Annotated in this window: 24 protein-coding genes and 2 riboswitches; of the genes, 2 read left to right on the top strand and 22 right to left on the bottom strand. The window is 54.0% G+C overall.

Annotated elements, in window-relative coordinates; translation table 11 throughout:
* Positions 1-97 precede the first annotated feature (97 nt).
* The 10 genes from H8S44_RS12500 to H8S44_RS12455 form a co-directional block, all read right to left on the bottom strand.
* The gene (locus H8S44_RS12500; RefSeq protein WP_186873757.1) at positions 98-568 is read right to left on the bottom strand and encodes a YbaK/EbsC family protein; all 471 of its coding nucleotides are present in this window, start codon (positions 566-568) and stop codon (positions 98-100) included.
* Between the two features lie 156 nt (positions 569-724).
* Positions 725-1,894 carry a putative hydroxymethylpyrimidine transporter CytX gene (gene cytX / locus H8S44_RS12495; RefSeq protein ID WP_186873756.1) on the bottom strand — a complete coding sequence of 390 codons (1,170 nt, stop codon included), beginning with the start codon at positions 1,892-1,894 and terminating at the stop codon, positions 725-727.
* 1 nt (position 1,895) lies between these two features.
* Complete coding sequence (thiD, locus tag H8S44_RS12490; RefSeq protein ID WP_186873755.1) at positions 1,896-2,702, bottom strand: bifunctional hydroxymethylpyrimidine kinase/phosphomethylpyrimidine kinase; 807 nt, start codon at positions 2,700-2,702, stop codon at positions 1,896-1,898.
* Positions 2,703-2,788: 86 nt separating this feature from the next.
* Positions 2,789-3,433 carry a thiamine phosphate synthase gene (gene thiE, locus H8S44_RS12485; protein ID WP_186873754.1) on the bottom strand — a complete coding sequence of 215 codons (645 nt, stop codon included), beginning with the start codon at positions 3,431-3,433 and terminating at the stop codon, positions 2,789-2,791.
* Between the two features lies 1 nt (position 3,434).
* Positions 3,435-4,067: a thiamine phosphate synthase gene (locus H8S44_RS12480; protein ID WP_186873753.1), complete on the bottom strand. Its 633-nt coding sequence runs from the start codon at positions 4,065-4,067 to the stop codon at positions 3,435-3,437.
* On the bottom strand, positions 4,060-5,313 hold the full coding sequence (gene thiH / locus H8S44_RS12475; protein ID WP_186873752.1) for a 2-iminoacetate synthase ThiH: 1,254 nt from the start codon (positions 5,311-5,313) through the stop codon (positions 4,060-4,062). Before thiH ends, H8S44_RS12480 begins: the two co-directional genes overlap by 8 nt.
* Positions 5,314-5,326: 13 nt before the next feature.
* A complete protein-coding gene (locus tag H8S44_RS12470; RefSeq protein ID WP_186873751.1) occupies positions 5,327-6,097 on the bottom strand; it encodes a thiazole synthase in 771 nt (256 codons plus the stop codon).
* Positions 6,098-6,139: 42 nt separating this feature from the next.
* Positions 6,140-6,775 carry a thiamine biosynthesis protein ThiF gene (thiF, locus tag H8S44_RS12465; protein WP_186873750.1) on the bottom strand — a complete coding sequence of 212 codons (636 nt, stop codon included), beginning with the start codon at positions 6,773-6,775 and terminating at the stop codon, positions 6,140-6,142.
* A 1-nt stretch (position 6,776) separates the two neighbouring features.
* Entirely contained in the window at positions 6,777-6,971 is a 195-nt protein-coding gene (gene thiS, locus H8S44_RS12460; protein ID WP_186873749.1) for a sulfur carrier protein ThiS, read from the bottom strand.
* A gap of 75 nt (positions 6,972-7,046) precedes the next feature.
* Positions 7,047-7,150, bottom strand: a riboswitch (TPP riboswitch).
* A gap of 76 nt (positions 7,151-7,226) precedes the next feature.
* Entirely contained in the window at positions 7,227-8,195 is a 969-nt protein-coding gene (locus tag H8S44_RS12455) for a 2-hydroxyacid dehydrogenase (RefSeq protein WP_186873748.1), read from the bottom strand.
* A 218-nt stretch (positions 8,196-8,413) separates the two neighbouring features.
* Here H8S44_RS12455 and H8S44_RS12450 point away from each other — a divergent pair, with 218 nt between their 5' ends.
* Complete coding sequence (locus H8S44_RS12450; RefSeq protein ID WP_186873747.1) at positions 8,414-9,598, top strand: acetate/propionate family kinase; 1,185 nt, start codon at positions 8,414-8,416, stop codon at positions 9,596-9,598.
* Between the two features lie 187 nt (positions 9,599-9,785).
* On the opposite strand, the gene H8S44_RS16610 is transcribed toward H8S44_RS12450, so the two are convergent.
* From H8S44_RS16610 to H8S44_RS12415, 7 genes are all read right to left on the bottom strand, one after another.
* Positions 9,786-11,738 (bottom strand): glycoside hydrolase family 25 protein, encoded by a 1,953-nt coding sequence (locus H8S44_RS16610; protein WP_186873746.1) that lies wholly within the window; start codon positions 11,736-11,738, stop codon positions 9,786-9,788.
* Positions 11,739-11,867: 129 nt separating this feature from the next.
* Positions 11,868-12,998 (bottom strand): ABC transporter ATP-binding protein, encoded by a 1,131-nt coding sequence (locus tag H8S44_RS12440; RefSeq protein ID WP_186873745.1) that lies wholly within the window; start codon positions 12,996-12,998, stop codon positions 11,868-11,870.
* A 4-nt stretch (positions 12,999-13,002) separates the two neighbouring features.
* Positions 13,003-14,046: a FecCD family ABC transporter permease gene (locus tag H8S44_RS12435; protein WP_186873744.1), complete on the bottom strand. Its 1,044-nt coding sequence runs from the start codon at positions 14,044-14,046 to the stop codon at positions 13,003-13,005.
* Between the two features lie 28 nt (positions 14,047-14,074).
* Positions 14,075-15,217 carry an ABC transporter substrate-binding protein gene (locus H8S44_RS12430; protein WP_186873743.1) on the bottom strand — a complete coding sequence of 381 codons (1,143 nt, stop codon included), beginning with the start codon at positions 15,215-15,217 and terminating at the stop codon, positions 14,075-14,077.
* Positions 15,214-15,672, bottom strand: coding sequence for a hypothetical protein (locus tag H8S44_RS12425; protein ID WP_186873742.1), 459 nt, complete (start codon positions 15,670-15,672; stop codon positions 15,214-15,216). Before H8S44_RS12425 ends, H8S44_RS12430 begins: the two co-directional genes overlap by 4 nt.
* A gap of 158 nt (positions 15,673-15,830) precedes the next feature.
* A complete protein-coding gene (locus tag H8S44_RS12420; protein WP_186873741.1) occupies positions 15,831-16,385 on the bottom strand; it encodes a hypothetical protein in 555 nt (184 codons plus the stop codon).
* Positions 16,386-16,410: 25 nt separating this feature from the next.
* The gene (locus H8S44_RS12415; RefSeq protein WP_408609388.1) at positions 16,411-17,583 is read right to left on the bottom strand and encodes a sirohydrochlorin cobaltochelatase; all 1,173 of its coding nucleotides are present in this window, start codon (positions 17,581-17,583) and stop codon (positions 16,411-16,413) included.
* On the opposite strand from H8S44_RS12415, the gene H8S44_RS16975 reads away from it, so the two are divergent.
* Positions 17,516-17,668, top strand: a complete 153-nt coding sequence (locus H8S44_RS16975) for a hypothetical protein (protein WP_408609387.1) — start codon at positions 17,516-17,518, stop codon at positions 17,666-17,668. The two genes, H8S44_RS12415 and H8S44_RS16975, sit on opposite strands and share 68 nt — an antisense overlap.
* 181 nt (positions 17,669-17,849) lie before the next feature.
* Positions 17,850-18,032, bottom strand: a riboswitch (cobalamin riboswitch).
* Positions 18,033-18,053: 21 nt separating this feature from the next.
* Here H8S44_RS16975 and H8S44_RS12410 read toward each other — a convergent pair.
* From H8S44_RS12410 to mfd, 5 genes are all read right to left on the bottom strand, one after another.
* Positions 18,054-18,551 carry a hypothetical protein gene (locus H8S44_RS12410; protein ID WP_186873739.1) on the bottom strand — a complete coding sequence of 166 codons (498 nt, stop codon included), beginning with the start codon at positions 18,549-18,551 and terminating at the stop codon, positions 18,054-18,056.
* A gap of 19 nt (positions 18,552-18,570) precedes the next feature.
* On the bottom strand, positions 18,571-19,107 hold the full coding sequence (locus tag H8S44_RS12405; protein ID WP_186873738.1) for a DUF3877 family protein: 537 nt from the start codon (positions 19,105-19,107) through the stop codon (positions 18,571-18,573).
* Between the two features lie 3 nt (positions 19,108-19,110).
* Positions 19,111-20,172 (bottom strand): hypothetical protein, encoded by a 1,062-nt coding sequence (locus H8S44_RS12400; protein ID WP_186873737.1) that lies wholly within the window; start codon positions 20,170-20,172, stop codon positions 19,111-19,113.
* A gap of 134 nt (positions 20,173-20,306) precedes the next feature.
* Positions 20,307-21,383 carry a peptidylprolyl isomerase gene (locus tag H8S44_RS12395; RefSeq protein WP_186873736.1) on the bottom strand — a complete coding sequence of 359 codons (1,077 nt, stop codon included), beginning with the start codon at positions 21,381-21,383 and terminating at the stop codon, positions 20,307-20,309.
* A complete protein-coding gene (gene mfd / locus H8S44_RS12390; protein ID WP_186873735.1) occupies positions 21,373-24,732 on the bottom strand; it encodes a transcription-repair coupling factor in 3,360 nt (1,119 codons plus the stop codon). Before mfd ends, H8S44_RS12395 begins: the two co-directional genes overlap by 11 nt.
* Between the last annotated feature and the right edge of the window lies 1 nt (position 24,733).

The following is a 24,733-nucleotide window of genomic DNA, read 5'->3' as shown; positions in this document are numbered from 1 at the left end:
CCTTTACTTATATAAACGCTTCTTTTTCAGGTTTACTACAGAAAAGCAGAATTTTATCCCGCAGATTTACAGTTCATGATAATAGGGACAAATATCGTTACTGAAGTTCCTTGCAGACGTCTACCCACCCAACGGCTCCCGCCACCTCTTCCAGTTCCGGAATGGTAAGCCTCACCGCGCTGTGAGCGTCCCCTGCTGCCGGATACACGGTCTCGAAGCGGCGCAGGCTCTCATCCAGATAGACCTTCACACCATCGTTGATGCCGAAGGGACAGACCCCGCCCGGCGCATGGCCGATCCATTGCTCCACCTCTTCAAAGGGAATCATTTTCGCTTTTATATGAAAAGTATCCTTGTATTTTCGATTCTCTACTCTGGCCGTTCCTTCCGTCAGTATCAGTATCGGCTGGTCATCCAGCAGAAAGGACATGGTCTTGGCTATCATGCCCGGCTCCACACCCAATGCGTCCGCTGCCTCCGCCACGGTGGCCGTAGATGCCTCCAGACGGATTACGTGATCTAAGAACCCTTTCTGCTCCAAGTAATTTTCTGCTTTTTTCTGCGACATGATGTTTCTTCCTCCTGTCTTCTCTTTTGCTTCCTTCGCGCATTTTGTTTTATTCTACCATGCTGACAGGCAAATAAAAAGCGGAATCGAAGATTCCTTTCTCCGATTCCGCTTTTTATCAGGTGTTGCCCCTCTTTCCATTCTTTTATGTAACGCCTACCTCTTCTCTCCCGCCAGCTTCTCTGCAACCACGTAGAGCGCAATGGTAACCACCATATCCGGCAGAGTATTGCCTACGACCATGTCCACATTCATCAGCCACCGGTAAATGACAAAGCCCAGAAGCCACACTACCAGCGTCTTCCACTCGAAGGCTCTTTTGCTCTCTGACTTTTTCAGGATAAAGAAATCCGCAATCTGAATGGCAATCATCGGCGCAAAAACAGATCCGATGAAATACAGGAAGTCCGTGATATCGTCCATGGGGAACAGGATGGCTCCTGCAATACCGATCACAGTCACCACAACTGCTACCCATTTTCCATGGATCTTCTCTCCCAGAGACTCGCTGGAAATGCCTGCGGAGTACGCATCCAGGAAGGTGGTGGTCACGGTGGAGAATACAATGATCAGAAGGCCTGCGATCCCCAGCCCGGCCTTTACCATAATCTGCGCAATATCCGACTCTCCGGTAAAAATCGCGGCTCCCATACCAATCACATACATCCAGCAGCTTACCAGGCCGTAAACGACTGCGCTGACCGCTGTCGCCTGCACCGGTTTTTCCGCCTCTCTGGTATAATCGCTGATCAGAGGCAGCCAGGACAGCGGCATGGCTACGGAAAGCTCTACGGCTGCGCCAAAGGTCATGCCTTCTCCTCCTGTGACGGCCGCGCCGCCGTGGCCGAAGATTACAAAGCTTAACAGAATGGTCAGAATAAAGAGCGCCGCCATGGCCACCGTATTTACCTTGCCCAGGTTCTCAATGCCGATGAGAATCCACACGATAATCAGGCCGCCAATCAGCAGACACCAGACCCAGTTGCCCACGCCCAGGATACCGTCCGCCGCCAGGGCTCCGTCATAAATCATAATAGCCGTCCAGCCCACCAGCTGAATCACATTCAGTGCGGAAAAAAGCAGTCCGCCCTTGCTTCCAAAGCTCATCTTTGCCGTTTCCATGGCGCTTCTTCGCACCTTTCCGCCGATGAGACCGGATAAGAACAGCATGGTGCAGCCGATGATGTGGCCTACGATAATAGCCAGCAGACCTTTTCCGAAGCCCAGATCTGCAAGATAAGTTCCTGTCAGAATCTCCGCAATCGAGACTCCGGCTCCGAACCAGATAAGACCGTTTTCAAATACAGAAGTACGCTTTTCTGTCATCTTACCGCACCTCCTTCGCAAATTCACCCGTCAGATCAAAGGCATGCTTCATAGGGCCGGATCCCTTGCCAAGATCCAGCATGGCTCCCAGCGCGCCGGAGATATAATCCTTCGCCCGCTTTACCGCTTCCGGAAGTTCATAGCCCTTGGCCAGATTGGAAGCAATCGCGCTGGAAAGGGTACAGCCGGTTCCATGGGTATTGGGATTGTCGATGCGCTTGCCCTCGAACCAGTGGCCTTCCCCATTTGCATAGAGATAGTCGTTGGCGTCATTGATACTGTGCCCGCCCTTTAATAAGACGGCGCAGCCATAGGTTTTACTGATTTTCTCTGCCGCCGCCAGCATATCTTCTTTGGTTTTAATAGCCATGCCGGACAGAATCTCCGCCTCCGGAATATTGGGCGTCACCACCTCTGCCAGAGGCAGCAGCTCCTTTTCCAGTGTCTCCACTGCATCTGTCTTCAGAAGCACCGAGCCGCTGGTAGCTACCATGACCGGATCCACCACGATATGCTTTGCCTCGTAATCACGCAGCTTCTTTGCAATGACACGAATCAGTTCGCTTGCGGATACCATTCCGATTTTGACCGCGTCCGGGAAAATATCCTCGAATACCGCGTCAATCTGCTGTCCCAAAAATTCCGGAGTTGCCTCCTGGATTGCTCTTACGCCGGTGGTGTTCTGCGCTGTCAGTGCGGTAACCGCTGTCATCGCGTACACTCCATTCATGGTCATAGTCTTCAGATCTGCCTGAATGCCGGCGCCTCCGCAGGAATCGCTGCCTGCGATTGATAATGCTGTTCTCATTTGTGTTTTCCTCTTTTCCTTTGTTTTCGCATTATTTTTCTATCGCGACAGAGAGTGGTGCCCCCGGTCTGCCGCTTTCACGGGCTTTATGCGCCCGTTACTATCTCTTTTACCTTTTTCTTCAGCTCTCCCGCTGCTTTGGGAATATCCGCCGCTCCGAAGATAGCGGAAACCACAGCCGCTCCGGCCATGCCGCCGCCCCGGATCTCTGTGATGTTCTCTGCAGTGATACCGCCGATGGCCACCGCCGGAATCTGTACGGAGGTACAGATTTCATAGAGCTGCTCCCTGGTAATCCGAATGGCCGTTGTCTTGGTCGGCGATGGAAATACGGCTCCTACGCCCATATAGTCCGCGCCTGCCTGCTCTGCCTTCTTCGCCTGCTCTACCGTCTTACAGGTGGCCCCGATGATAAAGTCCGCCGGAACCCGGGCGCGAATCTCGCTGACCGGAGCGTCCTCGATCCCCACGTGGACACCGTCCGCGCCGCTTTTCAGGGCTACCTCCACGTTATCGTTGATAATCAGCGGGACGCCGTGGCGATGACAGATTTCCTTTACCCGGATAGCTTCCTGCAGAAATTCCTCTTCCGGAAGATTCTTTTCCCGCAGCTGCAGGATCGTCACGCCTCCCGCCAGAGCTTCCTCAATCTGCTCTTCCAGCGTCTGTCCGCCGGTCCAGTGCCGGTCCGTCACCGCATAGAGCAGCAGCATCTCTTTCTTAAATTTCATTCTATCTTATCCCCTTCTGTGTGTTCGCTGCCTGTTCTGTCTTTTCTGAAAAGGCTGACAGATAGTGTCCCGGCGCTTCACATACCATAGCGCCGCTCATGACGCACACGCCTGTCGCCCCCGCAGCCATCACCTCTTTATAATTCTCTGGAGCGATTCCACCGATGGCGTACACAGGTGTCTTCACGCTTTCACACACCTGTTTCAAAAACTCCAGTCCCCGCCCGGGCAGTCCTTTTTTGCAGTCTGTATCAAATACGTGCCCCGCAGTGATATAGGTACATCCCAAAGTTTCCGCCTCCCGGGCGTCCTCCGCGGAATGACAGGACGCGCCCAGCACGGTAAAATACGCCCGCTCATCCGGGGATAAGTTCCTCAGGATAGGCAGCGGCAGGTGGAGCCGCTTTACCCCCAGCTCCAGGGCTATCCCCGGAAAGCTATGCAGAACACAGGGCGTCCGATATCTGTCGCAGATTTCTGCCGTCTGACGCGCCAGTTCCAGATATTCCGCCTCCGGCAAATCCTTTTCCCGCAGAATAATACCCTTGGGTCCCGCCGCAGCCAGCGCTTCTATACGCCCGAAAAAATCCTCTTTGCAAAGCTTACGGTTTGTAATCACTAACACATTAGACATACACATAATCATTCAGCACCGGCTGAAGTCCTTCCTCCGTGATATCCTCATACATGGTCTCAAAGCTCCGCCCGTCGTTGATCTCAAACTGCTCGTCGCCGGTCTCTGTTCCGTCGTCCTTGCCACTGTATTTACTCTCATGATCCCCGATACCGGTGGATACGCCTGCAGACACCTTCGTCGCCGCAATCTTCACGATCCCGTTCCGGAAGGACGCGCTCTCCCTTGAGGACACGGTGATCCCCACGTAGGGCAAAAAGATCCGGTATGCGCAGATAATCTGGCACAGCTGCTTTTCATGGACGTCCAGCGGATTGATCTTATCGTTGTTGATAATCGGACGCAGTCTCGGACAGGACAGGGACATTTCCGCATGGGGATATTTCCGCTGCAGATAATAGACATGCAGCGCGCTTGCCAGCGCGTCCTTGTGGAAATCCGACAGCCCCAGAAGCGCCGAAAAGCCCACGCCGCGCATGCCGCCCATCAGCGCCCGCTCCTGGGCGTTGAACCGGTAGGGCCATACACGCTTGTGCCCCATCAGATGCAGCGTTTCATACTTATCCGTATCATAGGTCTCCTGAAATACCGTCACATAGTCCGCGCCGCATTCATGAAGATACCGGTATTCATCGGAATTGACCGGATAAATCTCCAGCCCCACCATCCGGAAATACTTCTTTGCCAGCTTACAGGCCTCGCCGATATAATCGACGCCGCTCTTACCACGACTCTCACCGGTCAGAATCAGGATCTCCTCCATACCGCTGTCGGCGATAACCTTCATTTCTTTCTCGATCTGCTCCATATTGAGCTTCATGCGGTTAATGTGGTTATAGCAGTTGAAGCCACAGTATACACAGTAATTTTCACAATAATTGGCGATATAAAGGGGCGTAAACAGATACACCGTATTGCCGAAGTGCTTACTGGTCTCCCATCTGGCCCGCTCTGCCATCTGCTCCAGGAAGGGTTCCGCCGCCGGAGATAACAAAGCCTTAAAATCCTCCACGGAGCAGGTACGGTGCTCCAGAGCTGCCTTTACATCCTTCTCTGTGTACGTTTGATAATCATAGGACGCCACCTGGGACATGACCTTCTCACAGATGTCCGAGTCGATCTGTTCCATGCCCGGCATATATTCCATATGATTGGTTCTGGATGAGGGATCCGTCTCCAGCTTATGCTTCTTCTCCAGCGCTTTTTCGGAAAGATATTCCGAGTCTACAAAGAACTGATTTTCCATGTGCTCACACCTCTCAATCCCGCAGAAATCCGGTCAGCGGATCGGAGGCTGCCGCGCCCCTGGTCAGCACTCTTCCAAGCCCTGCCAGATACGCGTTTCGTCCGGCCTCTATGGCGTCCTTGAAAGCGGAAGCCATAAGCGGCAGATTGCCTGCTGTGGCCAGCGCCGTATTGGCCATAATCGCCGCAGCTCCCATCTCCATGGCCTCGCAGGCCTGAGAGGGCTTTCCGATACCGGCGTCCACGATAATCGGCAAATCGATTTCATCAATCAGGATCTGGATAAATTCTTTTGTGGCCAGTCCCTTATTGGATCCAATGGGAGACGCCAACGGCATAACGGAAGCCGCTCCTGCGTTCACCAGATCTCTTGCCACATTCAGGTCCGGATACATATAGGGCATGACCACGAAGCCCTCCTTCGCCAGAATCTCGGTGGCTCTAATGGTCTCCTGATTGTCCGGCAGAAGATACTTGGAATCCCGCATAATCTCCACCTTTACGAAATCGCCGCAGCCAAGCTCTCTGGCCAGCCGCGCGATACGGACTGCTTCTTCCGCAGTTCTCGCGCCGCTGGTATTGGGAAGCAGTGTCACATGGTCCGGAATATAATCCAGGATATTCTCATGCTCTCTGGTGTTCGCTCTGCGTACCGCCAGTGTGATGATCTCTGCTCCTGCGTCCTTTACCGCAGCCTCGATTAAGTTCAGGGAATATTTTCCGGATCCCAGAATAAAACGGGAATGGAATTCATGTCCCCCCAGCGTCCATGTATCGTTGTTCATATGTATACCTTCTTTCTCTTAAATTTCGCTTTTTATACTCTTCTATGGCTCCGGCTCTCCCGCCAGAATCCGTATCACCATATGGGCCTCGTGGGCTGCGCAGGTCATGACCCGGCTGGAAACCAGCGTACCGCACTCCTTCACATCGCTGACGCCGTCCCCACAGAGATAAAACCGCTTCGTAACCCGCCGGGTCTGTATTCGGTTCACGCTGTCCATACCGGCCATACCGGAGCCAGACAATAGATATTTCTCCGGAAATTTCTCCAGCACTGCATTGACCAGCATTGCTTTGCACTCCGGATTGTCAAAGGCCTCGCAGATCAGGTCCGCATCCGTAAGAAGCTCTCCTATATTGTCCTCCGTAATGCGGATCGTATGGAGTTCCAGCTCGATATAGGGCGCGATTTCTTTCAGATTTGCCGCCAGCGCCTCCGTCTTCGGAAGACCCAGCTGGCTTGCCTTGTACTGCTGCCGGTGAAGATTCGAGATATCCACCCGGTCAAAATCAATCAGTATCAGCTTTCCCACGCCGGCTCTTGCCAGGCAGATACTGATATTGGAGCCTAAGCCTCCCAGGCCGCAGATGGCCACGGTCGTGTGCTCTGCCCTTTTCTGGAAGGCTTCCCCATGCCGGTCTGCCAGGGCCCGGTACCATTCTTCCTTTGTCGGTATCATCTCAGCCGCCTCCCACAAAGCTGACCACTTCCACGCTGTCGCCGTCCGCCAGCACCACTGTCTCATACTGTGCCTTTGGCACAATATCGCCATTTCGCTCCACTGCGATCCGCTTCGGATCGTAATTGGTTCCGGCCAGATATTCCGCCACGGTTTTTCCGGCGATATTAAGCTCTGTTCCGTTTACTTTTACCATGCCTTCTTCTCCTGTCCCATAATTTTTCGCAGTAAAACAAAAAGGAAAGCCGCCGATTTGGTAGCTTTCCGTTTTTCCTTTTTTGCTCAGGTATCCCTACGTTGGCATTATCCAAATCAGGTTCTCGGTCGAAGGTCACACCTTCCTCTCAGCCTGTATACAAGCTCCCGTCTGTTTTATTGTCTTTTTGCATTATAGATCGATTTTCATAAAAGAACAAGGTCTTTTCAAAATTTCCTGTACAGTTTCTGCATATTATTTGATTTCGTTTACCAGATTGCCGTTCAGCATGAACTCCTTTACATTGTTCAGGGTGGTCTCGGCGATATTGGACAGGGCCTCTTCCGTCAGGAAGGCCTGATGGGAGGTCAGCAGTACGTTGGGCATGGACACCAGAAGCTGCAGGGTGGCGTCATCGATGATTTCACCGGAACAATCTTCGAAGAAGTAGTTGGCCTCCTCCTCGTACACGTCCAGGCCCACTGCCCGGAGCTGCTTGTTCCAGAGGGCTTCCACCAGAGCCACGCTGTCCACCAGGGCGCCGCGGGAGGTATTGATGAGGATGGCGCTGTCCTTCATGATGGCGAAGCGCTTCTCGTCTACCAGATGATGGGTCTCGTCTGTCAGCGGGCAGTGCAGGGAGATGAAATCGCTCTCTCGGAACAGGGTATCCAGATCCACGTAGTCGATGCCCTCCGCCGGGTACATATCGTAGGCGATGACCTTCATACCGAATCCCCGGCAGATATCGATGAACATTCTTCCGATCCGTCCGGTACCTACCACGCCCACAGTCTTTCCGTACAGATCCACGCCGGTCAGTCCGTTCAGGCTGAAATTAAACTCACGGGTCCGGTTGTAGGCCTTGTGGGTCTTCCGGTTCAGGGTCAGCAGAAGGGCCATGGCGTGCTCTGCCACCGCGTGGGGAGAGTAAGCCGGTACGCGGACTGCCTTCAGATCGCCCAGAGCCTTCAGGTCCAGGTTGTTGTATCCGGCGCAGCGCATGGCCACCAGCTTTACACCCAGCTTCTGAAGCTCCTCCAGAACCTCCCCATCGATGGTATCGTTTACAAACGCGCACACCACATCGCAGCCCTTGGCAGAATCTACGGTCTGGGCATTCAGCTTATGCTCCATGTAACGAATCTGAATATCATCGGTGCTCCACTTTTTAAATGCTTCTACCTCATAGGGTTTTGCGTCGAAAAATGCCATTTTGATCATTGTATCTTCCTCCTGATTCCACCAGGGTCCGCATTGCTGTCTTCTCTGCCCCCAACGGCTGCTTTGCGTTTCCCGGCTGCTCTTTTTATTGTGTATCGTTTTTGTTTTTGCTATACTAATAAAATAACAGGTGGGTTTTCTTTTTGCAAGATCTTATTGATAATTTTTTAACATTATTGTGTATTTTTTAACGAACAATTTATTTCAGGAGGTTTTACATGAAAATTTTAGTCTGTAACGCAGGGAGCACGTCACTGAAATTCAAGCTGTTTGACATGCCCGAGGAGCTGGTTCTGGCCGAGGGCAAGGTGGAGCGGGTCGGTACGGATTCCGCCATCTTCCATTACTCCGGCCCAGGGGACTATCGGATCTTTCAGGAAGGGCTGTCTGTTCCCACATATACAGAGGGCATTCAGCTGTTTCTCGACCAGATTCTCGACCCGGATCGGGGCCTGCTGTCGGATCTGGCGGAACTGGAGCGCATCGGCTTCAAGACGGTGTTGTCCAGGGATCACTACGGCATCCACGAGCTGACCCCGGAGGTGCTTCAGGGCATGGAGGACTATATGGTGGTGGCTCCGGCCCACAATAAGCCTTATCTGGAGGCCATCCGGCAGTTTCAGAAGCTGACGCCCGACGCCATGCTGGTGGGAGCCTTCGAGACGGCTTTCCATCAGACCATTCCCCCGGAACGGCGGATCTACGGCATTCCCTGGGAGTGGTATGAGAAGTACGGCATCCAGCGTCTGGGCTATCACGGAGCTTCTCACAGCTATGTGGCAGAGACGCTGACAGAGCTCTATGGCTCCACGGGGAAAGCTATCTCCTGCCATTTGGGCGGCAGCGGATCTCTCTGCGCTATCAACGACGGAAAGAGCGTGGATACCAGCTTCGGTATCTCCCTGCAGGTGGGCGTGATTCAGTCCAACCGCTGCGGGGATATTGATCCCTTTATCGTGCCTTTCCTTCAGAAAGAAGGTCTGTCTCTGGACGAAGTGTTGGATGGGCTGACGAAAAAGGGCGGCCTTTTAGGCATCTCGGGCGTCAGCAATGATATGCGGGACGTGCAGGAAGCGGCTGATGCGGGAAATGAGCGGGCGAAACTGGCCATCGATATATTCTGTAATGGCATCGTACGGCATATCGGGGCTTATTTTGCGGAGCTGGGCGGTCTCGATCATCTGGTGTTTACCGGAGGAATCGGGGAACATGGGATACGGATCCGGGAGGCTGTGTGCAATCAGTTACGACACATGGGCGTTTGGCTGGATCCGGTCAGGAATGAGAACTGCGATGGGGGAAATGTGGTAATCTCTCAGGAAGATTCTCCTGTGATGGTGCATGTGATCCCGGCCAACGAGGAGCTGGGGGTTGCCCGGAAGACCTATTCCTATTCTTTATAAAAAAGAATGTGCCTTGCACATTCTCGCGCCGAGCGCGGTCGCTTGCGACAAACTTCCTTATCGCGCGAGTGCGCATACTGGCACGAAGTGCCTTTTATGTAATAGGAAATTCCAACGGAATTTCCTATTACATAAAAGGGACAAGAGCTCTGCAGTCATAAACGGCTGCAGAGCTCTTTGTATGTACTTAGATGGAACTGATATTCATGTCTACGTTGCCCTTGACGCCGTCCACGGAACCCCTGGAGGTGTTCTGCCAGATATCGTAGCGGCCGCTGTAGCCGCATTTGGCAGCGTAATGGGCTACCCAGATACGGTAGCTACCCGGGAAGGATGAGACGCTTAAGTGCTCTCCGAACCAGGACTTGCTGGCGTATACCATGGGGGTATAGCCGGAGTTCGCTACGGTGTTGCAGAAGGCGATAGTGATCTTGGTCCGCTCGGATTTGGAGAGTCCGTCGGCACGGCCACGACCGCCTGCGGCATACTCGCTGTCGATGGCGATGGGCATGTTGATACCATAGCGACGGGCCAGCTTCACGGCCATACTTGCTTCCTCAACGGCCTCTGCCTCAGAGATGGCCTGGCTGAAGAAATAAACGCCTACCCGTAAGCCTGCTGCCTTCGCGCCTGAGATATGGGACGCGAACATGGGATCCTCCACCAGGACGCCGGAACCGTATCCACGGTATCCGCAGCGGATGATGGCAAAGTTAATGCCTGCGTTCTTGACCTTCTTCCAGTTGATGCTGCTCTGGAACTTGGATACATCGATACCGATGGTGCCGGAGCGGACACCGTCGCCGCTGAATGTGTACTGGATACCCTGAATGACCTGGGATCCGGTGACTTTATTGCCGTTCTTATCGAAGTAATAGGTAGCTCCGTCGATGGTCTGCCAGCCTGTATACTTGTATCCTGTGACCTTCTTGGTCACCTCGTAGACCGGGTCGCTCTTGGTGTCGTAGATGGGACGGCTGGTCTCGTCGTATACGATTTTCTCGGTGGGTGCGGCTGCCAGAAGCATCAGTCCACGCACCACCACTGCGGCTCCCTCTCCAGTCAGCTCTTCCGGAGCCGGAGTCGGCTCTACCGGTGTGGCGCCGACGGACGCTCCGCAGCGATCACAGATACCGTCGCTGTTCTCATCTTCATGGCCCAGGGCCGGAATGGTTCCGGTCTCACCCTTGGCGCCGTCCTCGGGGCACTGCATCTCATAAGCACCCTCTGTGGTACAGGTGGGCTCTGTGATCACGACCTTTTTCGTATAGCTGTGGCTGTGGCCCGGTTCCTCTTTTTTAATGGTGGCTCCACAGCGGTCGCACTTGCCGTCGCCGTCCTTATCCACATGATATTTGTCCGGCTCAGACTTAATCTTCTCATACACGGGGGTTCCGAAATCATCGGTCTGCTGCTTGGCGTAAACCTTCTGTCCCCAACTGTCCACCTTCTGGGTCTTAACCTCCTCGGTAACCTCTGTCTTGGAGCTCTCAACATATTCTACGGTGTCGGAAAGCTTCTCTGCGCTTCCCGCTCCACTGTTTCCATTGGTATTCGCATCCTCTTTGGCTGCGTTGATTTCACTCTCTTTTTTAATCTCGTCGGTGACATCGATGGCCTTATAATCAATCTTCGCCTTGACCGTGGCTGTAATGTCCGCCGGAGCGCTGTAGGAACCGGAGGCTTTCATGGAAATTGTACACTTGCCCGGCTCCATGGACTTAATATAGATAATACCGTCCTTATCGTCGTCCTTGTAGTTTTTCTTATTCTTTGCGGAATCCGTCACCGTCACCTCAAAGGCAGTTCCGATGATGACCTTGTCGTTTCGCTTGTTTACGATCTTGACCTTCAGGTCCTTGGCAATGGATGTGGCCTTCAGTACTACCGGCACTTCCTTTGCGTCCACGGAGGCCATCTCGGTATTGTCTCCGTCCAGTCTGATGAGCTCTGCCACATAGGACTTGTTCATGCTCAGTCCCATGACGCTGGCCTCTGCCTCTGCCTCTCCGTCCGCTCGCAGGTCTGTGACCGACGGAATCATATCCTCCGTTACCTTTGCTCTGGAACCGCAGCCCCCAAGCAGTGATGCTGTCATGATAAGTGAAAGCATCAGCGCTGTAACTTTCTTCCCTCTCATTTTCTACTCCTCTTTTGCTCCTCGTATCTGTTTGTCATGCGGGGTTCTCTCTTCTAGTCGTTTTCCTACTAACTATAACACCCTTCCCCCTCATTTTCAACTGTTCCGGATCAAAATGTCGCATGTAATTTATGGGAGTTCCGTTCTGATTTTCCCACTGCTCCGGGCATAGGCCAGAAGCTCCGAAAGCCCCGCAGCCATTCCCGTCCCGGCTTCCGTTTCCAAAGGCTCCAAGGGACAGAGTACGCTGTCGCAGCTGTCTATGAGCCCTTTCGCCTCTTCCAGAGCCCCGGGGCTGATCTGCTGAAAGGCCGGTACGCTGACAGTCCGCACAGCCAGGGCCCTGGCCGACGGATAATCCAGATCATTTTCCCACAGGATCCCCGCTGCAAAGGGGATCCGCTCCCGCTGGAGTCTGCGGAACACTGCCGTGCTTGTGCCGTTCCCGGCGATGACAAAGACTTTCGGTTCCCCCTCCACGGCCGGAAGCTCCAGATCTCCGGTGAGTTCATCGTAGGTTCCCACCGTCATGCCGTACAGCTTCGGGATATATCCTTCGGTAAAGATCTCCTCAGGCGTGCCAAACCGATCCACCTTATCTCCCCGGACGCAGGCGATCTTATCGGAAATACGGCCTGCCAGGTCAAGCTCATGCAATGACATGATGACAGACAGATTCCGTGTCCGTGACATATTCTGAAGAATGGAAAGAAATTCCAGTTTATAACGGATATCCAGAAAAGAAGTGGGCTCGTCCAGCACGATGATATCCGGCTGCTGACAAAGAGCTCTGGCCAACATGACCCGCTGCTTCTGTCCATCGCTGGTCTTCGTATAATCCCGATCCGCCAGTTCATGGATATGCACCAGATCCATGGCCTCATCCACCACAGCCCAGTCCTCCTCCGACAGCACGCCAAATTTGCCTGTATAGGGATAACGGCCTGTGGAAACCACATCCCGGCAAGTCATCATTTCCGGATGGATGCGCTCGGTGAGCACCACAGAAAGCTTCCGGGACAGTTCTTTTCCGCTTAAGTCGCCCATGGCCCTGCCGTCCAGCACTGCCACGCCGCCCAAGGGGGCCAGCTGTCTTATGATACTTTTCAGAATCGTGGTCTTTCCCGCGCCATTGGGACCGATGAGGGTCAGTATCTCACCCTTTTTCAGGCTGATTTTGATATCTTTAATCAGAGGGACGCCATGGTAACCCACGGTCAGTCCTTCCGTATAGAAATAATATTCCCCAGGTCTGTCCATAAGTCTACTCCGTCCTCTCCTTCTTTCTGTGAATCATAATATAGATGACCACTGGCGCGCCAAATACCGCTGTCACCGTACTGATAGACAGCTCTGTGGGAGCGAACATGGTCCGGGCCAGCAGATCGCAGAAGAGGCAGAAGGCCGCGCCGCCCAGAAAGCAGGCCGGTATCATCAGGATCGGCTTCGCCGTCCCGAACAGGTTCTTCACCAGATGAGGCACCGCGATTCCCACGAAAGACACAGGCCCAGCAAAGGCCGTCACACAGGCCGACAGAACGCTTGATAACAGCACCAGCAGAATCCAGAATACCTGCACATTCAGCCCCATATTTTTGGCGTAGGCTTCTCCCATCTGATAGGCGCTGATAGGCTTGGACATGAGAAAGACACAGATAGCGGTGATGCCGACCACAATGGCCATAATCAGTACATTGTCCCAGGTCATGCCGGAAAAGCTTCCCTTCGACCAGTTGTGCAGATTTACAATGTCCGCATCATCCGCGAAGGTCACCACAAAATCCGTTATCGCCGAACAGATATAGCCAATCATGACGCCGCTGACGATGAGCATGGACATCTGATCCATCACCTTCGACATGAGAATCACGAAGCCCATGCAGATCATGGCTCCCACAAAGGCCGCCACAATCATCACCCAGGAGCTTAAGCGCAGGGCATTTCCCAGGGACGCCACCATGACCAGGGCCACCACCAGCTTCGCGCCGGAGGAAATACCCAGGGTAAAGGGGCCTGCGATGGGGTTATGGAAAAAGGTCTGTAAGAGATACCCGGACAGGGCCAGACCGCCGCCCAGGATACCTGCTGCAGCCGCCCGGGGGAAACGGATGCCCATGACGATATCCGTGTAGGTATCGTCGCTTCCGTTCTTTCCCAATATTCCTGGAATCTCCGAAACGGGAATATTCACGGTTCCGATGCAGATGCTTAAGACCATAAAAATCAGCACCAGTACCGCCAGCACCAGAAATGCCGCCCAGTATCTTCCTTTCTTTCGGGCATTTCTGCCGCCAGTTATGTTCCTCATAGTTCTCGTTCCCTTCTGTCACTGTCAGCTAATTCAACTTATACAGATAAGTCAGATCCGCGTCGTCCCCCACCAGCATCCGGTGGATATCCGAGGTAATGGTTCCCAGTTCCATGGTGGACTGATACAGATTCTTGGTGGTACAGTACACATGCCCCTCCTGTACCGCTTTGAATTTCTGCAACAGCGGGCTCTTGGCCAGCAGATCCTCCACAGAGGAAAGCTGTCCTTCGATGGTACTGTTGTAAATGATATAATCTGCGTCCTTCGCCCCTGCATAGAACTCTTCCATCTGCATGGACATGGTGGACGTGGCGTCATCCTCGTCTCCCAGATCCGGGAAGATATAAGTACCTCCGGCCAGCTCGATCATTTTCGGCAGATAATCCGCCGTTTTCCGCACGTTGGCCTCGCCATTGCTGGTAATATAGAAGAACGCCACGGTTTTGCCGGTGGCTTCTTCCCCGCCGATGGCCTCAAATGCGTCCGCCTCCTTCGCAAAGGCTGCCTCTGCCTCTTCCTCATGGCCGGTCAGAAGACCATAGAGCTTCACCCATTCGGTCCGTCCCAGAGGGTTCGGCTCATAGCTGGAATGATCCACAAGCACAGGGATCCCAAATTTCCCCAGCTGTTCCTGTACCTCCGGCGTATGGGAAATCATGGTATTCTCGATGGCCAGACCACAGTTCTCCGCCAGAATCTGTTCATAATCCGGCGCGGAATATTTGCCTGCATAGAGGATATCGCCGTTCTCCATGGCTGCCTTCGCCTCGTCGATGTACCATCCCTCTGCCCTGGTTCCGCTGAACCGGATGCTGTCCAAAGCGTCCAGGGACACAAACATGTCCATGACCGCCGAAGCTACCAGATATATATTCTGAATGGGCTGCTGCAAAACGGTGATGTCCTTCGCCAGATCTGCCGGCGCTTCTTTCCCTTCCGGAACCACCAGAAAACGTCCGTCATCCGCAATGGTTACCAGCGCGTAGCCGCCCTCATAATTGTCAATGGTAAATTTCTGCGCGTATAGAAGCTTCGTACTGTCTGTGTAGGTCAGCTCCTTGCTGATATCCGTACTGTTTTCTTCCCGGGCGGATCCGCCCGCCCCGCAGGCCACAAGACCCAGACTCATTGCCAGGCACAGCACAAGTGCCGTCAGTTTCTTTTTCATGCTTTTGTATTCCTCTTTTTCCGAATCACAGTTGCTGCAATGGCTGCCGCTACTGCCACAATCACAATGCCTGCCGCCACTGTGGACAAACCTGATTTGTCTGCCGCGCCGCCGTTCTCTCCTTTGATAGAATCCGATGCAAAGGTCAGTGTATACTCCACCTCATGGGGCGTGCTCATGGCTGTGGTATCGCCGATCACATCCATCCCCTCATCAAACACTTCCACCGGAATCTCAAACACCGAATGCTCATCGGTGCTCACCGGAAGATACTTCTCGCCGCCTACGATCATATAGTCGTAATGATTACTGCTCCATACAATCTCTGCTGTCGCCTGTCCGTCTTCTACGCACAATCCTGTGGGAGATTCTATGGTCGCCCGGCCACTGCCGCCCTCCAGAGTTACCTCTACCGTATAATTGCCGTCTGCCAGCTGTAATTCATCGATTGTCATTGTCTTACTCCTTTTTATTCAAATCAGAATCCTGCCATCGGTATTTTCTGTTATAGGAACAAGAGGGCTGCCGCAAAACGTTCTGCACATTCTACAACAGCCCCCTGAATCATTTCTTTACGCACATAGCCACAAGTGCTCTATACGATACTAAATTCTCAGTCCTGAAGAAGCTCCGGATTGGATACGCTGACCTTATGGTCATACCATACGCCCTTGGTTCCGATCAACGCCAGATCAAACTCCTCGCCCAGTGCCGGTACCGGTACGTCAAAGGCATTGGCCTCCTCCGGCTCTGTACCATCGCCGAAATCTACGGTCTCTACGGTGGGCTGCAGAAGCTCTGCGCCATCCTTCTGGGCGTCCTCTGCCAGACCTTCGTACAGATTTACAATATTCGTGGAAGGCATGACCACATGGATGGTCATCTGTCCGTTTTCTACGGTCAGAGTTCCTTTTCCTTCGTAAAACTCATTTACATGGAACATGCTGCTGTCGGTATTAAAGTCCGCGGTGTAAACGCCGTCCTCCAGGGTGGTGCCTGCAGTCTCTTCCGGTTCTGCAGTCTCCTCTGTCTCGGCAGCCACCTCATCAGAGCTTTCCGCTTCTGTGGTGGTCTCTGCCGCCGGTGTCTCTGTCTTACTGCCGCAGCCCATAACCAGTGTACAGCTTAAGACTGCCATTCCCATTAACGCGATGATTTTCTTCTTCATTTCTTTTCTTGTCCTTTATCCTTACTTATTTCATAGCCTCTGCGGTATGAGCTACATAGAGATTCTGAATTGCCTCGATCTCGCCCAGACCTGCGATCTGGCAGTCTACGCTCTCGAACTTGCCGGATGCGTTGAACATGCTCTTCCAGGAATCATCATCGTCGCCTGCCATATCGTTGTTTGCGTGGTCGCCTGCAACTACCATCAGCGGACGAAGCACAACCTTGGTGTAACCGGCCTCTGCTACTGCGTTGATCACATTCTCACATGCAGTATCTTCCGGCTCGCCCTCTACGGTTCCGATAAATACGTTCTCATATCCCAGGTCCTTCATCTGTGCCTGCATCTGGCTGTAGGAAACCTTTGCGGTATGGGAGGTACCATGACCCATGAATACAAATGCCACGCCATCTTCCTTTGCTGCGTCCAGAGTATCGAAACCAGCCGTCTTTACAGCCTCAGCAGTAATAGCCTCGGCAACAGCCTTCTTGTCAGCGTTGACTGCGGAAGCGTCTGCTCCAACCTCGCCCAGAAGCGGCTCAGCTACCTTTACAGACTCAAATTTATCCTTGTATGCGTCTACCGCCTCCATCAGCTCGTCGTACTCAGCGCCGTGCATCAGATGGGTCGGCTGTACTACCAGATTCTTTACGCCGTTGGCAACTGCGCGATCCAGAGCCTGATCCATGTTGTCAATTGCCTCGCTGTCGCGGGCCTGGATATGGTTGATGATGATCTGCGCGGTAAAGGCACGTCTTACGGACCAGTCCGGATTTGCCTCTGCCAGAGCGTCCTCGATACCCTTGATATCAGCTACACGGCTGTCATTGAAGGAAGTACCAAAGCTTACTACCAGCAGCTCGTTCTCGCCGATCTCGTCCTGGTTTCTCGGATCATCCTTGGAAGCGTCTCCGGTGTCGCGTCCGAAGTAATCCGGGTCAGCGTTCTCGCCCTCTACCAGCTCCTTCTGAGCGTCTGTCAGAGCGTCCCATGCTTCCTTGGCTGCCTTACAGTCAGCGTCTGTGGTCTCTGTTCTCTCCTGAACATAGATCTTGTCAATCAGGGCTGCTACGTTGTCAGCTGCAGCCTGATCTGCGTCCGCGTCGTCTGCAGTCTCCTCTGCAGCGTCTGTGGTCTCTTCCGTAGTAGTAGTGTCTGCAGCCGGCGTCTCAGCCTTGCTGCCGCAGCCTGCCAGCATGGATGCTGTCAGAGTGGTTACGCATAAAAGTGTTACCAGTTTCTTTTTCATCTTTCTTTTCCTCCCGAAAAATATTTTAAGTTAAATGAAAAATATAAGAGCAGAAGGAATCAAACAAAAAAATCCGACGATCGTCTGGATCGTCGGATTGTCTGTCATCTTATCACACCTGTCCGGCTCCGGAAAGAATCCTCTCCATTCAGACAGCTGTGTATATCCCCATTTGGCACTATCAATCCTCGTGATCCGGAATTCTGATTCTAAAATTCCATGCGCCGCAGTCTGGCAGGTCTCCTGGCTTACAGTATAAGTGCTGCTTATCGCCTTCCCGATGGCTCAGTGGCATTAAGATAAGCTGCTCCTGCTTACAGTGACGAGATCGCGCAGGTCTTTCACCTGCTTCCCTATTCTCCGCTTTTTTAAACGGCACCAGCTGCTTCTTATTCAATTTCATATAACCTACACCAGCATTATAACAGTCTTTTTAAAATAATCAACCATTTTATAGCTTTTTCTGCCGGATTTTCTGCCTTTTTTCTTTTCAGACACGAATAACGCAGTCTGAGTTTCGTTCTCAGGTCCCCGTTTCTTCCCTCTTCGCGCAGCTTCTCCAGAAAGCTTTCCACCGTACGCTCCTCGTAAGGCTCCAGAGACAGGCCTCCATATACGGTTTTCTCAAGCAGTGTGCTGACCCTTTTGTACTCCTCCGATTTCAGGTTCCCGCAGTGCTCTGCCACCTGTTTCCCGATCTCGTCGGTCTGCCAGCCCAGGCTGGCCTCTATCCCCAAAATGGACAGATACTGAAAGAGCTTCACCTCCTCTGCCTCTGCCCGCTCCATGGGAGTCATCCGCTCCTCCCGGCGGCGCTCCGCCTGCAGCCGGAGCATCCGAAGCAGCTCCAGACAGCCGATGAACACCAGCATAAAATGATCGTCCAACCACGTGAGTATATAGGTTAATCCGTTCAACTTCTTCTCCCATGTATTTTCACATCATTCTGTAATCTTCTTTCAAAAACCGGTGATAAATGAGATGCCCCATTTCCTCTTTCACACAGTAATAGTACTCGTCCACCGACGGATCCTCGAAGTAGAGTACCTGGTCAAAGTCGGAGCCCTCCGGCATCTGCTCGCACACATAAGCGCCGAACTTTCCGAATACCTGCTTCACATCCTCCACACTCTTTCCGTGGGGATCGCTGAACAGACTCACGATCTCCTGCAAAAACGCCACGTCTCCCATGTGCTCATGGACGTACCGGGCTCCCTCCGGGGGCACGCTGATCTCAATACGGCCTGCCCGCACCGCAAACTCCAGCTTCCCGAGCCTGCTTTCCGGCTCCGCGAACAGCTTTTCCAGCGTCTCCTTCATCTCGCCTGCCTTTTCGCAGTCTGTTCCCAGTAAAAGATTCAAGGAGGCCACAGGGTAATAAAGCCTCATGGTCTCCTCTTCATATCCCAGCTTCAGCTGAGCCTCTTTCATCTGGTCCGCGAGATTCTTTTCCAGTCTCTCTCTTCCCATCATGAATTACTCCTCCGTACTGTCGGTATTTACTATGTATCTGCGGTCGAAGGTCAGTTCTGCCAGCACATCGTCCTTCACATCGAAAGCATGCTGCTCCTCCAGTGCCGCACAGTTCTCCTGATACAGGGTGTTCTTTCTCTCGTTTACGATAGAATCCTTTTTTGTGGCTGTGGCCTCCTCGTCGAAGGTACTGATCATCTGTACTGCGTAGTAACCGCTGTCTGCCTCGATGATCTCCGCGAACTCTCCGTCCGCCAGGGCGTCCGCCGCTGTCCGTACCTCCTCTGCAGGAGAGGTACTGTCCGCTCCGTAGGTCGCCTCGCTGGCGGTCAGCTGGGAGTTCTCATCCCGGCCCTCATTGGCCGCGTCCACGGCTGCCTTCAGGTCACCGTCCTCTTTTGCAGCGTCCAGAATATCCTGAAGCTCCTGCTTCTTCGCTGCCTTTTCCCCGTCGGTCAGGTCGATGGTATTGCCGTCCTCGTCCTGCTCGGTTCCGGCTGTGGACATAAATACATAGGCGATGCGCTTCTGAGCCGCTTCCTCGTCGGATACCTCCGTATCCACGTCTTCGGTCAGGGGCCCGTACATCTTATTCTGGATAGTCATCAGGGTCAGAAGATGCTCGGTCATGGCCTTGTCCACGCCCAGTTCCTTCTTTACAGAAGCGGAATTGTCGCTTAAGAACTGATCCGCCGCGTCGGAGATAGCGCTCTTCTCCTCGTCGGTAAGCTCCACGCCGTAGTTGGAAGCCTCCGCCTCCAGCACGTACATTTCTTTAAACTGATCCATCAGGGTCTCCTTGGCGGTCTCGCCGTATATGGTTCCGCTGCCTGTAAGATCCTGGGAGTAGATGTTCGTCATACCCATCATGGCTCCGTAGTTACTCTCCATCTGCGCCTGCAGATAACGCAGCATCAGGTTGAACTCTCCCAGGGGTACTTCCGTGGTCTCGTCCAGCACTGCCACAGTCTTTGTGCCATCCACTGTATTGCCGTTTCCGCATCCTGCCACGCCCACTGCCAGCGTCAAGCCGGATACCAGAACTGCCATTGCTTTTTTCATCATTTCCGTAAGTCCTTTCTTCCCTGCGTTCTCCAGATACCGCCGCAGAGTACTCTTCGTTTATTATAGCCGCTTTTTTCCTGCCGGGCAAGGTTTTCTTAGCCCCGTCACAAACTTTTCATTTTTATTTTCAGGGGTTATTCTTCCGACCCTTTTACCTGAACAGTCTCCCAGACGCTCTCTTCCAGGGTGAGGGGCGTCTCCTTCTCCCAGGCGTCCTCCAGCTCCAAAAGGTGCTGCTGCCTGGCTTCCTCTGTCAGAGCCTCCAGATTCTCCTGTGTGGCCTCCTCATCGTAATCGGTCACATGCTGCACCACATACCAGCCGTCCTCCGTGTGGATTACGTCCGATACGTCGCCCGGCTTCAGGGCGCGGGCCGCCTCTGCCACCTGCGGGTGGGCGCCGCCGTTGGTGTCGTCGCCGAAATACACGTCGATCACCGTATGGTTCAGTTCCCCGCCCGCGGCAGTGATATCTCCCAGCTCCCGGGCTCTGGCCGCAAAGGCTTCCGCGTCCTTCTGAATCTGTGCGATCTCTTCCTCCGTAAAGGCGGTATGGTTGCCCTCCGCGTCATAGGTTCCGGTGACGGAAAAAAGGGCGTAGGTCAGCCTGCCCACCCGGGCGTCCTCCTCTGTCAGTCCCGGTTCAAAGGCGTCCTGAATGGCCTTGGCCGTCCTGGAGGCCAGCTCATTCCGGGTCAGATAGCGTTCCACCGTTTCCGCGTCGGCTCCTGCCTCCCGAAGCACCTCCTCGGTATTCGTTTTCATAAAGTTTGCCGCCCGCTCCCGGATGGCTTCCTGTTCCTCCTCTGTCAGGGTCACCCCGTATTCTTCCGCATGGGCGCAGAGCAGATGCAGTTCCGTCAGGGTGTCCAGCACATTGCTTTTCAGTACCTCTTCCAGGGTCTCACCGTTCTCGCCGGCCTCCTGCTGCCACATATCCGCCCCGAAATCGTCGTAGAGCTCATACTCCCACTGTTCCTGGAGCATCCGCATATAAAACTGCGCTTCCTCCACGTAAATGGGCTCTTCTCCCAGGGTAGCCGTCACCGTACCGCTCTCCTCCTTCAGAGCCGCCGGGACTCCCGCTTTTTCGCTTCCCTCGCAGCCTGTGAGCAGCAGCGCGGCCAGGATCGGCACCGCCAGGATCACCCCCCATGTTTCCCGTCTTTTTTCTCCTGTACTTTCTATTTTTCGCTGATAGTTATGGTTCATCTCTGTCCTCCCGCAGTTCCCGCATGGCATCCAAAATGTCGCGCACCAGCTTCACGGCGTCGTCCTCTTCTCCCCGGCTGTTCTTCTGCCGCCGGTAAAACAGACCCGGTTTATCGCCGATGGTAAACTTCATCCGTCCGCCGAAGCGCTCCAGGAAAGCCGGAAAGGCAGCCGGATTAAGCCGTGCCTTCTCATAGAGAAGCAGGCGTATCTCATCAGGCTTCTCCACGATCTCGCGCACATAGACGCTGTGGGCCCGGATCTTCAGGCACGCCACTTCCAGAAGGTTCTGCACCGGCTTCGGCAGATCGCCGAACCGATCCAACAGCTCATCCTGCATGTCTTCACTTTCCTCAAAGGTCTCAATTCCCGCTATCCGCTTATAGATATCCAGCTTCTGGCTCTCGCTTCGGATGTAGGACGCCGGAATATAGGCGTCGATATCCATATCCACCAGAGTCTGGAACTCCTCTTCTTCCGTTTCCGTTCCTTTTTCTTTTTTTACGGCCTCGTTCAGCATCTTACAGTACAGGTCGTACCCCACCGCCTGCATGTGTCCGTGCTGCTGCTCCCCCAGCAGATTGCCCGCGCCCCGGATCTCCAGATCCCGCATGGCGATCTTGAAGCCGCTGCCCAGCTCCGTAAACTCCCGGATGGCCCCCAGGCGCTTTTCGGCCACTTCCTTCAGAAGCTTATCCCGCCGGTACATGAGAAAGGCGTAGGAGGTCCGGTTGGAACGGCCCACCCGTCCCCGCAGCTGATAGAGCTGGGACAGGCCCAGATTGTCCGCGTCGTGGATAATCATGGTATTGGCGTTGGAGATGTCCAGGCCCGTCTCGATGATGGTGGTGGACACCAGCACGTCGATTTCCCCTGAAATGAAGTCGAACATGATCCGTTCCAGCTCATGCTCCCGCATCTGCCCGTGGGCGTAGGCCACATTGGCCTCAGGCACCAGATCCGCCACCTGGGCCGCCACCTCCGCAATGTTATTGACCCGGTTATAAACGTAATAGACCTGGCCGCCCCGGGCCAGCTCCCGGCTGATGGCCGCCCGGACCATCTCGCTGTCGTATTCCATCACATAGGTCTGAATGGGAAGCCGATCCTGGGGCGCTTCCTCCAGTACGCTCATATCCCGGATACCGATGAGGCTCATATGCAGGGTACGTGGAATGGGCGTAGCCGTCAGGGTCAGTACATCCACGTTCTCTTTCAGCTTCTTGATCTTTTCTTTATGGGCCACGCCAAAACGCTGCTCTTCGTCAATGATCAGAAGACCCAGGTCCTTGAATTCCACATCCGATGACAATACGCGGTGGGTTCCGATGACAATATCCACAAAGCCCTTCTTCAGATCCGTCACGGTCTTTTTGATCTCCGCCGGAGTCCGAAACCGGGACATGAGATCGATCCGCACCGGAAAGTCCTTCATCCGCTGGACAAAGGTATTGTAATGCTGCTGGGCCAGAATGGTAGTGGGCACCAGATAAACCACCTGCTTATTCTCCTGGACTGCCTTGAATGCGGACCGGATAGCGATCTCGGTCTTTCCGTAACCCACGTCTCCGCAGATCAACCGATCCATGATCTTCGTGCTCTCCATGTCCCGCTTGGCAGCCTCGATGGCCAGCTGCTGATCCTCCGTCTCCTCAAAGGGAAAGAGCTCCTCGAACTCCGTCTGCCAGACCGTATCCGGCCCGTACACGTAGCCGTCCTTTTCCTGCCGGGCCGCGTAGAGCTTCACCAGATCCTTCGCCACCTCCTGGACCGCTCCCCGGACTTTTGACTTGGTTCTGGTCCATTCGCTGCCGCCCAGCCGGTTCAGCTTGGGCTTTTTCGCGTCGGATCCGGCATACTTCTGAATCATTTCCAGCTGGGTGGCCAGAATGTAGAGATTTCCGCCCTTGGCGTACTCGATCTTGATGTAATCCTTCATGACCTTGTCTACTTCTACCTTCTCAATACCCCGGTAGATGCCCAGGCCGTGATTCTCATGGACCACATAATCTCCGGGTTTCAGATCCGAAAAACTCTGGATCTTCTGGCCCTCATAAGTTTTCTGCTTCCTGCGCTTTTTCTTTTCCCGTCCGAAGATATCCGTCTCAGACAGCACCGCAAACCGGATCATGGGATACTCGTAGCCCCGGTGGAGGCTTCCGTGAACCACCATGATCTCCGTGGGCTTCACCACCCGCTCCGGATCCTCGCTATAGAAACTGTTCAGCTCCTCTTCCTGCAGATCCGCTGCCAGGCGCTTCGCCCGGGTTCCTGAAGCACACATGAGAATGATTCCATACTTTTCCCGCTTCCAGCGCTTCAGATCCTTTACCAGGGTCTCAAAGCTGCTGTTGTAGGGATTAACGGAACGGGCGTCGATGGGATAGCGTCCCGTCACCTCCCACTCCTGGGCCTTCTGCTCCATGAGGCTTAAGCCCACGCAGTTCCGGCGGTTCAGCCGGGCTGTGATCTCGCTGCTTCCATAGAGCAGACGGGCTTCCTCGGGCAGGGTCTCGCCCCGCTCCGCCCGGTTCGCCATGCTCTCCCGGAACTCCTGTTCCACTGTGCGCCCCTTTTCCAGCAGCCGCACGGGCTCATCCAGGAAAAACAGGGTCTTTTCCGGGTCAAAATAGTCCAGGAAGCTCACTGCCTCTTCCTTTTCCCCGGGCACCGGCTCCGCCGCCGGATAGATCACGATTTCCTCCAGATTCTCCATGGAACGCTGGCTCTCCACATCAAAGCTCCGGATGGAATCCACCTGATCGTCCCAGAACTCAATTCGCCAGGGCGCGTCCTCCGTCAGGGCATAGATATCCACGATACCGCCCCGGACCGCAAACTGTCCCGGACCTTCCACCTGCAGCACCCGCTCATAGCCCAGACGGGCCAGTTTTTCCGCCAGAGCGTCCATCTGCACGATGCTGTCCCGGCCGATACACAGGATGGAATCCTCCACGGTCTTCAGGGGCCGCAGCCGATCCATGAGGCCGTCAAAAGTGGTGATCACCGTCACCTCCGGCTTCGTCAAAAGGGCCTGCAGGGCACGCACTCTCTGCTGCACCAGAAGATTGCCTTGAATATCCGCATGGAAAAAGAGGAAATCCTTTGCCTGATACAGCACCGCCTCCCGGTCAAAATACCGGCAGTCCTCATAGATTTCCTTCGCCTTCTGCTCGCTGTAGGTAATGAGCAGCCGCCGGGAATACCCCTGCCACAGGGCGTAGGCCCCGTGTATCTTCTGGGAATCCACACAGCCGGACAGCCACAGCACGCCCCGGTTCTTTTTCAGCTTTCCTGCCAGCTCCTCATAGATTCCCAGCTGCCGGAAAGGCTCCACAAAAGCTTTCATG

This window comes from Anaerosacchariphilus hominis, assembly GCF_014290175.1.
GTDB classification, from domain to species: domain Bacteria; phylum Bacillota; class Clostridia; order Lachnospirales; family Lachnospiraceae; genus Laedolimicola; species Laedolimicola hominis.
The sequence above is the reverse complement of the archived record's forward strand: the minus strand, read 5'-3'. Positions and strand labels throughout refer to the sequence as shown.